The following is a 13657-nucleotide window of genomic DNA, read 5'->3' on the forward strand; positions in this document are numbered from 1 at the left end:
TTACAGAAAAATTAAACCTAATGGTTACTGTTGCATTTAATACTTGAATCCACCATTGAAAGACAAAAAAAGGCAATATTTATCTAGTTAATATTTAAACTTTTATAAAAAGGCATAGAATTAGCGTGGTTACTGGTTTTGATTTACGCATTTAGCGACTTTTAAATTGAATAATTGTACTTAATGTTAGAATAAATTAGCATTATAATATGTTAATTTATGTGATTCTATAGTGAAAAGTGAATTGTTGATGAAGTGGTTAATAATTATTTGTTATCATAGTGAATACTCTTACAAAAATATATAATTTTGTCACCGTATGAAGGAATTGTGGGGACTTAGTACTTCATGCGATTTTATTCCCTTTCCTAATAAACGCGTTTGCTTTTGGCTAAGTATTGTATGAATAAAAGTCTATAAACGAAATGTTCTTTTGCGTTAATACATTACGGAAAGGGATTTTTTTTAATTATATATTTAAGTATATTTTAATGTACCTACTATCAATAATTTTAAACACTATATTTTAAATAAGTTGAGTACCTCCTCATGAGGTTTTATTGTTTCTATAAAAGTAAATCCTAATCTTGTTAGCAGTTTAATAGAACTCTTGTTATCGGAAGGGTTGTCGCATATAAAGTACTGTATTTAGCATCTTCTCTTATTATCTTGATGATAAAGCTTGTAGCTTCGTAGGCATATCCTAGCCCAATGTAAGTGGGTATGAAGGCAAAACCTATATCGTGATGCTCTAGGTAGTCTCGCTTAATCAGGGAGATTAATCCTATTGGTTTCCCATCCTCTTTTCTATTGACCACCCAGTATTGATACTGTGGGTTATCTAATATACTCTGTATATACATCTGTGCATCCATTGCCGTATAGACATTTCTATTTCCTATATATTTAAGCCATCCAGGAGTATTGACTAATTCTATGATAAAGGAATTGTCAGCATGAGAGAGTGGAGATATCTGTAGTCTATCGGTACTATACATAAGCTAAATCAGTTAAGTGTAAGGCATAACTAAAATAAGATTATTTCTTTAATATAGACAGAGATAATTTGCGTTTAAAAGCTTTATTATTCGTATTTCATTATTTAATCTGATAGAAAGGAAAAACATTAATTAGATAACTTGTATATTCGTAAGTACTAATTGGAGGGATATGAAAATTTTAGTTATTGAAGACGAACAGGAGTTAAGAGATATCATCCGAGAATCTTTAGAAAAAGAGCTTTACTTGGTCGAGGTGGCTAGTAATTATAAGGTAGGGATAGAGAAGTTAGCAGGGTATGACTATGATTGTATTTTGTTAGATATTATGCTTCCCGATGGTAATGGAATAGACTTGTTACGTGAGATCAAATCGATGGGTAAAGCCGACTCGGTTATTATTATATCGGCTAAAGATTCTATAGATGATAAAGTATTAGGCTTAGAGTTAGGAGCAGATGATTATCTCACTAAACCTTTTCATCTATCGGAGCTATTAGCTCGAATAAAGTCAGTGTTGAGAAGAAAGAATCAACAGGGGTTCCAGAGTGTAAAATGGAATAATATAGAGATTTTTATAGATGAGAGAACGGTAGTCGTGCAGGGAAGTACGATGTTGCTTAATAATAAAGAGTTTGAACTATTGTATTATTTTGTAGTGAATGCGAATAGATTAGTGACTAAATCTTCTATTGCAGAGCATATATGGGGAGATAATATGGATGAGGCAGATAGTTACGATTTTGTGTACTCTCAGGTGAAGAACTTGCGCAAAAAACTAAAGAGTCATCACGCGGAAGTAAATATTCAGTCTGTGTATGGAATGGGGTATAAATTAGTGAATGAATAGGGGATGAAACTACATAATTATACACTTAGGTATTTATCCATTGGCATAGTGATAGTTCTTACTGTATGGGTGCTTATCTTCTACGCATTCATGACAGAAGAGGTCTATGATAATATAGATGATGGACTGAAAAACACTAAAAGTGAGATAGTCAAAAAAGCATATAATAATCCTAGTATCACTAGTATACAGTCATTCGGAGCAAGTGGATTCAGAATTACTCCATTAGCGCCAGGAGAATACTCTAGAAAGAATGTATTCACTACAGAAATGATCTATATGGATGTGGATGATAATGAGGAACCTGTGCGTATGCTCACCACTACTTTTGAAGATAAGAATGGAGATAATTTTTTATTAGAGATACGTACCTCTACTATAGAAGCAGATGATTTATTAGGAGATTTTGGTATTGCCGTTGGGGCGTTGTACTTGATGTTGATAATCAGTATATTCTTGATTAACTATTTTATTTTAAGGAAAGTAGTTTGGGGTTCATTTTATAAATTACTAGGTAACCTGAAGAACTATACTATAGGTAAAGAGGTGGTGACGGAAGAGACGAAGACTCCTATCCGAGAATTTACAGATCTACAGCTAGAGATTAATAAGATGATAAGACGTATAGAAAGTACTTTTGAACAGCAAAAAGCCTTTGTGTCTAATGCTGCTCATGAATCTCAGACTCCTCTAGCTATTATGAGTAATAAGTTAGAATTAATGGCTGAAAAAGAAGAGTTGAATGAAGAACAGATGTTACAAATACAATCTATTCATCAGACGCTGAGAAGACTCATTAAGCTGAACAAATCCTTGTTGATGTTGGCTAAAATAGAGAATAATCAATTCGTTAATTATCAAGACGTTAGTTTTAATGATGTCATTAGAGAGATGATAGAAGACTTTGAAGAGTTCTTTGAGTATAAGGCGGTTAGTATAACGGTTAAAGAGGATGAGCAACCTTTTATAGTCAATATGGATAAAGGGCTTTCTATTACGCTAGTGCAGAATTTACTAAAGAACGCATTAACACATAATGTACAAGGAGGAGAGGTAGAGGTAGAGATCGCAAATCATTACTTCAGAATTGGTAATACGAGTTTAATTCCTACTCCATTAGACGAGAACTTAATATACAATAGGTTCTTTAGAAGTACAACGAACGAACAATCTACAGGACTCGGGCTTGCTCTAGTACAGACTATTATAAAAGTAACAGATAATCTGTCTATCAAATATCATTTTGATAACAAGCATTATTTTACAGTATATCACACTGACTATGATTTGAAGTAATAAAGTGCTGTGAATTATAAAGGGGACAATCTATTAGGTTGTCCCTTTGCACTCAATCTATTTCTTTTTAAAAATGTAATTATTCCCAATTCTTTCCAGAATGTGTTTCTAAGTTTGTCATGTAAAACTAAAAAGAGAATTACTATGAAGAGTTTAAAAACATTGTTTGCAGGACTATTTATGTCAGTAGCTTTATTAGCTTCACAATCGACATTAGCGAAAGATGTAATCATCACTAAGAGTGAATTACCTCAGAAAGCAAGTAGTTTTATAGATACTTACTTTAAAGATAAAGAAGTGAGTAAGGTAGAGAAGGATACAGACTTCTTATCTGTGTCATATAAAGTGACATTTACAGATAATGTAGAGGTAGAGTTTGATAAATCTGGTGAATGGGATGAAGTAGATGGTAACACAACTACATTACCTACAGGCTTTATGCTTGCTCCAATCGTGACTTACGTTTCTGATCATTATAAAGGAGAGACGATTACTAAAATAGAGAAAGAAACTCGAAAATATGAAGTGAAATTAAGTAATGGAGTAGAATTAGAGTTTTCAAAAGATGGGAAGTTTAAAAGAATAGATCAATAAATAATTAAAAGAAAAAGAAAATGAAGAAAAGAAAAATTGCTTTAGCCTTAATGTTAGCTGTAGCGCTAGGATTCACAGCATGTAGTAGTGATGATAATGGAAATGACCACAAAGTAGAAAAAATCACAGAAGAGCAATTACCTGCTAATTCTAAGAGCTTTTTAAAGACAGTGTTTCCAAATTCATCTCTTAGACATGCTACTAAAGTAACTACTCCTAATTATTATGGTTCTCTATACACTACACGATTAGACAATAGAGTAGAAATAGATTTTGATAAAGCAGGAAATTGGACAGAGGTAGAAATGGAAGATGACTCTGCTATACCAGTTGAGTTTTTAAAGAGTGAAGTGCCTCATATCTATGACTATATAGTTAAGAATTATAAAGGATTCTCTATTACTGAGATAGATAGAGACATGAAAAGAGGTTATGAAGTAAAGCTTAGTTCAGGTTTAGAGTTGATTTTTAATACTAAACAAGAGTTTGTAGGTGTTGACTTAGATTTAGATAGAGATGAGGAGTTAATCGCAGGTACAGATTTACCACAGAAAGCACAGGATTTCTTAAAAACTCATTTTACAGGAGTAGAGCTTGTCTTAGTGAAGAAAGAATTAGATAGAGCAGGAGATGAGTATAAAGTATATTTAGCGAATGGTGTAAAGGTAGAATTTACTACTACAGGGGATTGGAAAGAGATAGAAACGAAGAGAAATGTAGCAATCCCATCTACGATTATACCTAGTGCTATTAATACTTATATTGTTAAGAACTATAATAAATTCCATATTGAAAGTATAGAGAAAGAGCACAATACTTATCAAGTAGAATTAGTAAACGGAGCACAAGAAATAGAGTTAGTATTCGATCTAGAAGGAAATTTCTTACGAATAGACAATTAATTGATACAGTAATACAGAAAGAGCTACCTTGAAGTAGCTCTTTTTTATTTTCCCGAAAGTAAGGTCTCTTTTAAAAGTAATGCTTGACTCCTAGTTTTTACATCTAGCTTTGTATAGGCATTGCTTACATGATGCTTGGTTGTACTAAGAGATATAGAGAGTTTTTCTGCGATTTCTTGGTTGGACAGACCATCCCATATCCCCATAATAACGTCTATTTCTCGATCAGTACATAGATACTTTTCTTTTAAGACATCTTGAATCGATTGTTCTTTGAAAGTACTTTTTTCTGTGTAATGATTAGGTGTTTTTTCTTTATGTTCTAAATCTTTGTGTGCTTTTTGTGATTGATTAGCCTTAAGGGATTCTAATTCATTTTTAAGAGATTCATGATCTGCTTTAAGCTTCTTTGCTTTGATCCATAAGGAATAACTTGCCAAAGTAAATGCGATACTATAGATTATACGAATCTTATCCTTATCTACAAATGAGAGATAGTAATTACCTGGAAATATAGAAAGATAATACGTCATCGAAGTTAACGCGATTACACTAAATGAATAAGTAATAAAACGAACAGACATATCCTCTTTATAATACTTTAAGACAAGTGCTAAAGTGATTATAGTTGATACTAGCGTACTACATACTATGATGATGAAGTACAGTGAATTATTAGTTTGATAAAGTACTATGCCTAATACAATATACAATAGCACTTGGAAGGAGTAAAAATATTTCAGTTTTGATGGTAATCTCTGGATATCTAAAAAGTAGTATATAAATAATGAGAAAATCAGACAGCTAATAGGTATAGATATTGCTAATATCAGTAACTCATTACACTGTTTGTTATATAAAAAATAGAGTAACCCATCTTCTACTAAATAAATAATAAAGACAGATACGATATATATACAATAAATAAGGATAACTTTCTCTTTAAATAGTGAATATAAGCCAAAGGTTAGCGCTATAGAAAGTAAAAATAAACTATAAAAAACCTCTATCTTGATCATTGTATTAAGCATAATACTTCTATACTCTGCACGCTCAACAAGTATAAAATTCCCATAATGAACATAAGAAGATTTTGACTTAAAATATATTGTATTATGACCAGTGATAAAATGGTTCTCTTGATATTGCGGACTTATTTTTCCACCTTCTAAGTCAGTATTTATGGTTGTTTTTTCCCATAGGCCATTCTGTTTCGCATAAATATTATAATTATTTACGTGAATGGTAGGAAATTGTAATATAAGTGGTTTGTTTAATAAATCTTGAGGGATAGTTATTTTTAACCAAGTGTTTCCTTCTTTATCCTTAGAATATTGTGTAGTTGAGTCATGATCTAGTGCCTCGAATTTTAAGTGGTTTACTATAAAATTAAATTGCTCATTGTTAGTTTGGCTTAAACAATAAGTCGTAGGTGTGAATAGTAGTAAAATTAGTAATATCTGTAATATATTCTTTCTTTTACAACTGTGTAAGGCATTCATGTTTTGTTAGTCAGTGATTTAAGGGGCAAAAATAGTTATTTTTCAAGAATAAAAGTTCACGTCTTGAAGTTTTATGGCAAAGTGAGTTTTTTTTTGAGTAAATCTATCATATTTGTCTTTTTTTCTAAAAAAAAAGATATAGTACTTTAGTACTACAACTATGTTATATTGTTTATTATTAATGTGTTAAATGGTGTTTTTTAGAGATAATTTGGTACTTTAGTATGAAGTGATTATTAGAACCTTTTCCTATATTTGTAATTCAAAACAACAAATTTTTAATTCGGAAAGCTTTACATTTAGCTAGCTCAGTGTAGAGTATTTTGCAAAGATTTTTTCTGAGCAATTGTATTTTCCCCACCTGCAGCACAATCAATTCTTTTCCCTAAGAATTTGTGCTGCAGTCTTTTTTTACCCCCTTTAATGAAAAGGTATATTGGTTAGTGATTGTAGAGAAAATGTTCTAAATACAGGAGTGATTTTTTTGTGATTACTTAGCCAGATACTCTACCTATATTAGCCCTTCCCTAAAAAATATAGCTGTTTTACGGAATTCCTTATTTAAAAAGAGGTAGGACTATTTATCTTTGTGATTGAAGAATCAAAATCAATTGTGGCATTCTGTAGAAAAAAGGTACACTATATGAATAATGTGCTACGTTAAATATTTTGTTATTCTATCATTTTTATAATGTTAGAACTATTTTCTATAAAAAAAACAATATTTAAATTGTTTTAGAATTGTAATATTTGATATTTTTTAATCTTGATTTAACATAAATAGAATATAATTAGTAAATTTGTATCCTAATTTAGGAAAATAAAAAAGGGTACAAGATATAATCTAGTTTATAAATGGTTAATAAATTGTTTTATTACTGTTTAAAAACTAGGCAAAAAAGATAAGTATGAAAATTGGAATAACTTTTAGTGCATTTGACTTATTGCACGCAGGGCATGTGAAGATGTTAGAAGATGCAAAACGTCAATGTGATTTTTTAATTGTAGGATTACAAACTGATCCTACTTTAGATAGACCAGAGAAAAATAAGCCAACTCAGTCTGTAGTTGAGAGATATATTCAACTAAAGGGGTGTAAGTTTGTTGATGAGATTGTTCCTTATGCTACAGAACAGGATTTAGAGGATATCTTAAGATCATTTAAGATAGATGTTCGTATTTTAGGTGATGAGTATCAAGATAAGAATTTTACAGGACGTAAATACTGTGAAGAAAAAGGAATAGAGCTTTACTTTAACAGTAGAGATCACCGTTTCTCAAGTAGCTTATTGAGAAAAGAAGTTGCAGAAAAAGAAAACAGTAAACTAGTGAAGATAGGATAACACTATCCAACTATAAGTTATAAAAAGCACAATTGTTAATTCAGTTGTGCTTTCTTTTTTAAAATAATATGGTAAATCTTTTTAAACGTTGTTTTATTTGAATCAGTTTCTAGATTTAACTATAAATAATACATTATTTAACACGTTGGCTTGTGTTTTTTTTGTAATTTGCTATTAACTAATAACGACAATAACTTTTGTTTTGATATGAAATAAGAGTTGTCAATTAAAAAGAAAAAGAAATGAAAAAAGTTTTAAGTTTAATCGTTGTATTTTTTGGTTTAATGACTGTAACTATGGCACAGACAATCGCAAGAACAGATGTATCTATTTTCCCTGCTCCAGAGAAAGGATATAAGCAAGTAGTAATTGAAGTACCTCACTCTTCTAAAGATGATAGTAAGAAGATCGAGTTTACAGTTGGTAAAATGATGGAGGTAGACGGGTGTAATCATTTTAACTTAATGGGGACATTAGAAGAGAAAGATCTTCAAGGTTGGGGATATAGCTATTTTGTATTCACAACGAAAGGAGATGTAGCTTCTACGATGATGGGATGCCCTGACGCAGCTAAGAGAAACTTATTTGTAAGTGGACAACCTCATTTAACACGTTATAATGGTAAATTGCCTATCGTAGTATACGTTCCAGAAGAATATGAAGTAAGATTTAAAATTTACACTACTGATGGTGATGAGTACCAAGCAAGTGAAGTAAGAAGAAAAAAATAAAACTAATATAAGAGAGAGAATACCTCTTTTATAGAAGAATACAAAAGAATAAAGCCTCTTAAGTAATTTTAAGAGGCTTTCTTTGTAGAATTATTATGGTGGTGTTAATGATAACCTTTGGCAATATCTTCTAAGAAGATTTTAAATGAAGTAGCTCCAGAACCAGATAAGAACCAAGCATCTGGATCTAGATAGATAACTTTATTTTGTTTATAAGCAGTTACTTTTTCTAGTAATGCATTAGTTATTTGAGTAGGTTTATCTGTGTTTTGTACGATGGCGTCTCTATCTATAATAAATAAGATATCAGGATTGTGTTCTAAGATAAACTCACTATTAATCATTTGTCCATGATTATTGGCAATCTCCGTAGTGATATTGGTTGCACTTCTTACACCGAAGTCTTTAAATATAAATCCATAACGCGTATTTTCGTCAAATAAGCGGAAGTTTCCTTCCGAATGGATGATTACCATTGCTTTAGCTTCACTTTTAGCAATAAGGGCTTTTAAATCACTTAAACGAGTGTCTAAATCCTTTGATAACGCTTCTGCTTTTGATTCTACTTGATATATTTTGCCAAGTAGAAGAATATTGTCCTGTATATACTTTAGATAGTTATCTCCTTTATTAGGGATGCCTAACATTAAGGTAGGCGCTATTTTTACCATTTCATCATAATCTGCAGGAAAGGCATTATCCATGAATACAAGGTCTGGACTTAGATTAGCTACTACGTCAAAATTAGGTTTAAATACAGCACCTAAATCTACGATACTCTTATCCTTTTCAAGATGTGATAAATACTTAGGAGTGAACTCTTTTGCCATTCCCTGAAACGGAATTTGCAATTCGTTCATATTCTCCATAATACCTCTTTCTAAGACTGCTACAGTTTTGGGTTGTATAGGTACTTGTACCGTTGTTCCATTGTTTTCTACTTCTATAAAATTAGAAGTTTCTGTTTCTTTTTGACTTTCTTTACAGCCTGTGATGGTTAAGGCTAGTAAAGCAAAAGTTATTAATTGCTTTCTCATAACGATTACTATTTTTTAGATTTTGATTTTTTGTTTCGGCGTCCCCACCATACTAAGAATCCAGTGATAGGAAGACTAGTTGCAATAATACCAGCTATAAACGTAGAGAACTTACCTAGCTGTCCACACCATTGACCCATGTGTATTTGCCAGACTAGATTGTCTACTTTATCGTAGATCTTTTGTTCTTTGCTATCATTGACCATTTCTCCACTGAATTTGTCAAAGTAAATAGCTTCTTTCCCTTCTTCACTTTTTAGACCAGCATTGGTTCCTAAAAAGAAAGGGTATATGCTTACATTGTCATAATTATAAGTCCAGATTCTGATGATTGTTTTATCTGGGTGTAAGTCAAATGCTTTTTGGATTAGAACATTCGTATCATAGAACGCTAAATCTTTAGTCGCTTCATGGTCTCTAGGATAGTCTTGTAAGGTATAGAACCACATTTTACCTTCTCCTCCGAATAGACTTACAGTTCCTTTCATTAAAGGGCTAAAGAAGATAAGTAAACCAGTCATTCCAAGTAGAAAGCAAATAATAGCACTATAGAAACCAAATACATTGTGTAGATCGTAATTCAGACGTTTAAACTTAGCTTTCCATTTAATCTTAAAGCTACTATCTCTAGTCGCTTTTGTCCATTTTTTAGGCCACCAAAGGACTAATCCAGTCAAGGTGCTTAGAACAAATATAATAGTGGAGATTGCGACTATCCAACCTCCCGTTTTACCCATTAACAGATTAGAGTGAAGTTGTGCCATAACATAGAAGAAACTGATAGAGCGATCCTGTTTTAGTACCTCCCCAGTATACGGGTTAATGTAGATAAAACTTAGCTTTCGATCCTTTAGATCAACTGAATTAATAACCCAGCTTTTAGAAGGATCTCTATCTACAACTATATAAGAAAAGCTATGTCCTGGGAATTTTTCTTTGTGTATAGCTGTGATCTCATCTATTTTTAAAGGAACTCCATTAGGCTCTATATAGCGTGCTTCTTTCCCTGCAGACCACTGCATGATTTCATCTCCATATACAATGATAGTCCCTGTAAGAGAGACAAAGACTAGTATAATACCAGCGACAATACTAGGCCATAAATGTAACCAAGCAATGATTTTGGAGAAAGTTGATTTACCTTTTTTCTTCATGAGATAAGTAGACTTATAGTAATAGTGGGGAGTTACCTATAAAGTAAAACAACTATAACTATGTTGTTTAAAAGTTATTTAGATTTAATTCAAATTGTTGTGATGCGAAAATAGTAGTAAATTTGCCTCATCATCTACGCAAAAAGTATTAATAAATCTACGAGTTATGAGTCTTTTATATCAGCAATATCAAGAGGTATTAAAGAATATTCCAAATCGCATTGAGTGGGGAAGCGGCGAACAGTACAAAGAGAGATATGGGCAGTTTACCTTTAAAGGAATTCCTATTAAACAGAAGTTTATTGATCATCCCTACTTTATTATCTCTTATGGAGAGTGGAGTGTACCTACTCCTGTAGATGTCGCTGTTATTAACGAAAAGAGTACTTTTAAACTCATGTTAGAGTTAGAGGGGTATTCCTGTTATTCTACAGCAAGAGAGACGATAGAGGTTCCGCAGGATTGCTTTAATTTGCTTTATGTACCTCGTGTAAATGGGCATTTGAAGTATAAAACAAATAGAAAGGTAGTGGAGGTTCTTTTTGATGAAGACTATTTCGCACAACTAGTTGAGACTAAAATACCTGCTTTGGCTTCTTTTTTAAATTTAGTTAAACAAGGAAAGACGACTACACTATTTGCAAAAGCGAAAACAATCCCTGTAGAGATACATCAGTTATTATTGAATATTTTACAGAGTGATGTTCATCCAGATTTGAAACTAGTTTATTTAGAGACTAAGGTAACAGAACTTTTACTGTTAAGTGTCCAAGAGTCTTTAGAGAGGAAGGTAGCTCCAATAGAAGAAATAAAATCTATGAATGATGCTGATAAATTATTGCATATTAAAACTTGGATAGACAATCATTTCTTGCAAGACATAACATTCTCTATGCTGAGTCAAAAATTCTATATCAATGAATATAAATTGAAGAAGTACTTTAAAAAATACTATGATTCTTCTTTGATTAGATATGTAAGAGATTTGCGTTTTGAGTATGCGTATCAGTTATTATCGTCACAGAAATTCTCAGTCAATAAAGTTGCTGAATTACTTCACTATGAGTATCCTCAGCATTTTGCTATTGCATTTAAGAAGAAGTATGGCGTTCCTCCTAGTACTTTAATTCATAGAAAATAGGAGTGAAGAAATAGGGTGTTGTCCTAATTAAATATTAATTAACGAATATTATTTAGAGTTGATTTAAATTAGGAGATCTTTTTAAGTACCTTTGTCACTTTCAATCAGTAGAATAGTAATAATTCTTTAGTTTGGTATCATGGTTAAAGAGACATTGATAAATGTAGGAGAGCGGTATGCTAGTCATGGCATAAAAGGGAATATACAGTTGTTAGATATGGAAGAGTTACATATTGATCACGTTTCTTTACAGCATAAAACTAGACAACAGAAAGAAGTGTTAAGAGATCAGAAGCACATTGAGCTTTTCTTTTTGTTTCAAGGAGAACACTTTTACCAATCCAATAAAAAACAATGCGTCAATACTTCTACAGGACGTTTTAGTTTTTTTCATCTACCTTATATTGATGGCTCCCTTGCTTTTAACCCTGTTGAAGAAAACTACAGTGCTATAGGCATAGAACTAACATTGCCTTATTTAGAGCGTATGTTTAATGGAGATCTAGAGTTGTTAGGAGACTTTGGTAAATCTTTGTACAGTGAGAGAGAAAGTGCTTTTTCTTCTAACTTAATGATTGTTCCAGAGATGAAGAAGTTACTGTATGACTTAGTCAATAATTCTTATGACGGTATGATGAAGAAGATTTATATGGAGACCAAGATTGTAGAGCTCCTTCTTTTAGTGATTAAGTATAGTGGAGATTATAAATATGAGATGGTAAGTGGTTCACTGACGAGGAGTGATGTTGATAAGCTATATTATGTCAGAGAGTTAGTGAGTAATAATCTTCAGAATCCATATTCTTTAAGAGAGCTTTCTAGATTAGCAGGAATCAATGAGTTTAAACTAAAAAGAGGGTTTAAAGAACTGTTCTCTACTACCATTTTTAATCATCTCTATGATGAGCGTATGGAATTGGGGCAGAAGCTATTGATAGAACAAGACTTGTCTATTGCAGATATCGCTCAACAAGTTGGGTATAAGAATCCAACCCATTTTACAGCTGCTTTTAAGCGAAAGTTTAATGAGTTGCCTAAAGATGTAAAGAGTGGTAATTTTGTTCAGTTTTAAGAATTAAGAGCCAATCCCTTTTTAGCTAAAAATAAACAGTGCAGAAGGAGGAAATATCAAAAGTAAGGTGATTGCTTTTAGTATTGTTCTACACTGTTTGAAGTAGCTAGTAATTGGGGTTACTAACCGAATTTTTTACTTCCAGCTACGCATAGAATAACGCCTACAGTTACTGCAATCATAGCTGTGCTTACCTGTTCGTTTAAAAGGCTTGCTGCAAGAGCTAACCCAAAGAAAGGCTGTAATAACTGTAGCTGTCCTACAGAAGCAATACCTCCTTGTGCTAATCCTTTATACCAGAATACGAACCCCACAAACATACTAAATATTCCTAGATATGATACCCCTATCCATGCTTCTGTGCTTATTAGAGAAGGTACTTCAGGAGCAGTAATCAACATAATTGGTATAGATACAGGAAGAGATAATACGACTGCCCAAGAGATAACTTGCCATCCTCCAAGAGATTTAGATAGTTTAGCTCCTTCAGCATAACTTAATCCACATAATAAGATAGCGATAAGCATTAATATATCTCCTATAGGGGAACTTGTAACTCCTTGCATAAAGGCAAACCCCACTACTAATAGACATCCAAGTATCGAGAATAACCAGAAGATAGACTTTGGTTTTTCTCCACCTCTCCATACCGCAAATACAGCAGTACACATCGGTAAGGTGCCTAAGAATACTAGTGAATGTGCTGAGGTGATATATTGTAACGCTAATGCGGATAATAAAGGAAATCCAATAACCCCGCCTATAGCGACTATAAATAAAGGCAATAACTGTTTTTTAGTAGGTCTTTTTTCTTTAAAGACAAGTAGACATAACAGTGCTAATATACCAGCAATACCTGCTCTAGCTGCGGTCACGAATATCGGATCTAGTTCTAGTACAGCTACTTTTGTAGCAGGCATAGAACCACTAAATAAAAGTACTCCTATGAATCCATTGATCCAACCACTTGTTGAAGTTTGTTGTGCTGAATCAATTACACCAGTCTGTTTCATTTTTCTTATGTTTTATTTTTTAAC

Annotated in this window: 13 protein-coding genes; 8 read left to right on the forward strand and 5 right to left on the reverse strand. The window is 32.2% G+C overall.

Annotated elements, in window-relative coordinates; genetic code table 11:
- Positions 1-590: 590 nt before the first annotated feature.
- Positions 591-998 carry a GNAT family N-acetyltransferase gene (locus RT228_RS05020; RefSeq protein WP_006258392.1) on the reverse strand — a complete coding sequence of 136 codons (408 nt, stop codon included), beginning with the start codon at positions 996-998 and terminating at the stop codon, positions 591-593.
- A 172-nt stretch (positions 999-1170) separates the two neighbouring features.
- Between RT228_RS05020 and RT228_RS05025 the strand changes: the two genes are divergently transcribed.
- From RT228_RS05025 to RT228_RS05040, 4 genes are all read left to right on the forward strand, one after another.
- On the forward strand, positions 1171-1848 hold the full coding sequence (locus RT228_RS05025; protein WP_006265733.1) for a response regulator transcription factor: 678 nt from the start codon (positions 1171-1173) through the stop codon (positions 1846-1848).
- Positions 1849-1851: 3 nt separating this feature from the next.
- Positions 1852-3144 (forward strand): sensor histidine kinase, encoded by a 1293-nt coding sequence (locus tag RT228_RS05030; RefSeq protein ID WP_058699793.1) that lies wholly within the window; start codon positions 1852-1854, stop codon positions 3142-3144.
- A 144-nt stretch (positions 3145-3288) separates the two neighbouring features.
- Positions 3289-3738, forward strand: a complete 450-nt coding sequence (locus RT228_RS05035; RefSeq protein WP_006258389.1) for a PepSY-like domain-containing protein — start codon at positions 3289-3291, stop codon at positions 3736-3738.
- A 20-nt stretch (positions 3739-3758) separates the two neighbouring features.
- Positions 3759-4640 carry a PepSY-like domain-containing protein gene (locus RT228_RS05040; protein WP_006265731.1) on the forward strand — a complete coding sequence of 294 codons (882 nt, stop codon included), beginning with the start codon at positions 3759-3761 and terminating at the stop codon, positions 4638-4640.
- A 44-nt stretch (positions 4641-4684) separates the two neighbouring features.
- Here the strand turns inward: RT228_RS05040 and RT228_RS05045 are convergent, their stop codons facing one another.
- Positions 4685-6142, reverse strand: coding sequence for a LuxR C-terminal-related transcriptional regulator (locus RT228_RS05045; RefSeq protein ID WP_313138484.1), 1458 nt, complete (start codon positions 6140-6142; stop codon positions 4685-4687).
- 908 nt (positions 6143-7050) lie between these two features.
- On the opposite strand from RT228_RS05045, the gene RT228_RS05050 reads away from it, so the two are divergent.
- Positions 7051-7485, forward strand: coding sequence for an adenylyltransferase/cytidyltransferase family protein (locus tag RT228_RS05050; RefSeq protein ID WP_006258385.1), 435 nt, complete (start codon positions 7051-7053; stop codon positions 7483-7485).
- A 242-nt stretch (positions 7486-7727) separates the two neighbouring features.
- Positions 7728-8216: an ecotin family protein gene (locus tag RT228_RS05055; RefSeq protein ID WP_313138485.1), complete on the forward strand. Its 489-nt coding sequence runs from the start codon at positions 7728-7730 to the stop codon at positions 8214-8216.
- A gap of 104 nt (positions 8217-8320) precedes the next feature.
- On the opposite strand, the gene RT228_RS05060 is transcribed toward RT228_RS05055, so the two are convergent.
- On the reverse strand, positions 8321-9253 hold the full coding sequence (locus RT228_RS05060) for a siderophore ABC transporter substrate-binding protein (RefSeq protein WP_039330127.1): 933 nt from the start codon (positions 9251-9253) through the stop codon (positions 8321-8323).
- A gap of 8 nt (positions 9254-9261) precedes the next feature.
- Positions 9262-10407, reverse strand: coding sequence for a PepSY-associated TM helix domain-containing protein (locus RT228_RS05065; protein WP_313138486.1), 1146 nt, complete (start codon positions 10405-10407; stop codon positions 9262-9264).
- 166 nt (positions 10408-10573) lie between these two features.
- Between RT228_RS05065 and RT228_RS05070 the strand changes: the two genes are divergently transcribed.
- The gene (locus tag RT228_RS05070; RefSeq protein WP_006265728.1) at positions 10574-11548 is read left to right on the forward strand and encodes a helix-turn-helix transcriptional regulator; all 975 of its coding nucleotides are present in this window, start codon (positions 10574-10576) and stop codon (positions 11546-11548) included.
- A gap of 139 nt (positions 11549-11687) precedes the next feature.
- Complete coding sequence (locus RT228_RS05075) at positions 11688-12620, forward strand: helix-turn-helix transcriptional regulator (protein ID WP_006261634.1); 933 nt, start codon at positions 11688-11690, stop codon at positions 12618-12620.
- 122 nt (positions 12621-12742) lie between these two features.
- Here RT228_RS05075 and RT228_RS05080 read toward each other — a convergent pair whose 3' ends face one another.
- A complete protein-coding gene (locus RT228_RS05080; RefSeq protein WP_313138487.1) occupies positions 12743-13633 on the reverse strand; it encodes a DMT family transporter in 891 nt (296 codons plus the stop codon).
- Between the last annotated feature and the right edge of the window lie 24 nt (positions 13634-13657).

The sequence above is a fragment of the Myroides sp. genome (assembly GCF_032073645.1).
GTDB classification, from domain to species: Bacteria; Bacteroidota; Bacteroidia; order Flavobacteriales; family Flavobacteriaceae; genus Flavobacterium; species Flavobacterium odoratimimum.